This window comes from Aeromicrobium sp. PFPM2_SD2, assembly GCF_057364525.1.
Window position 1 is genome coordinate 1 of the sequence record NZ_JBNFNZ010000693.1, and the last position, 822, is coordinate 822.

An 822-nucleotide genomic window follows, 5' to 3' on the forward strand; every position below is an offset into this window, starting at 1 on the left:
GGCCGCCGGGACTGGCCCCCGGGCCCTTCGCCGCCGCCCCCAGGAGGAGCTGCCCGGCGCTGCTCTCGACGACCGGCTACCTGCCCCGACGGGCTGCCCGTCCTGCGCGAGCTGCTCGCCCAGCGCTACCGCGACCGCGGGCTGCCCACCGACCCGGAGCAGGTCGTCGTCACCAACGGGGCGATGGGCGCGCTGTCGCTCACGTTCCGCACCTTCCTGTCGCCCGGGGACCGGGTCGTCGTGGAGGGGTTGTCGTACCCGCACGCCTACGACGCGATCGTGGCCAGCGGCGGCCGTCTGGCGCCCCTGCCGGTGGCCGAGCACCCGTGGGACGTCCAGGCCCTCGGCGCGCTGCTCGGCGGGGCGCGGCACACGCTGGCCTACCTGATCCCCGACTTCCACAACCCGACCGCCGCGGTCATGGACGAGCCGACGCGCGTCGCGTGGGCGCGGCTGCTGCGCCGCCACGACGTGCTGCCGGTCGTGGACGAGTCGTTGCGCGAGGTGAACCTCGAGCAGGTCGAGCTGCCGCCGTCGTTCGCGTCCTTCGACTCCCGGGCCGTGCTCGTCGGGTCGGCGTCGAAGGAGTTCTGGGGCGGGCTGCGCATCGGCTGGGCCCGGCTCCCCCGGCGCCTGGTGACGCCGGTGCTCCAGCGCCGCATGACGATGGACCTGGGCTCGTCCGCCTTCGAGCAGCTCGTGCTCGCCAGCCTCCTGCAGGGCGACGGCGCGGACGCCGAGCACCGCCGGACGACGGCGCGCACGGCGCGCGACCACCTCGTCGCCGAGCTGCGCGAGCACCTGCCCCGGCTCGGGGCGGAG

General features: G+C 76.2%; 1 protein-coding gene. It reads left to right on the forward strand.

Annotated features, from left to right (window positions below; translation table 11 throughout):
• The coding region (locus tag AC2W7G_RS17520) for an aminotransferase-like domain-containing protein (RefSeq protein ID WP_485869560.1) at positions 1-822 on the forward strand (822 nt) is incomplete at both ends.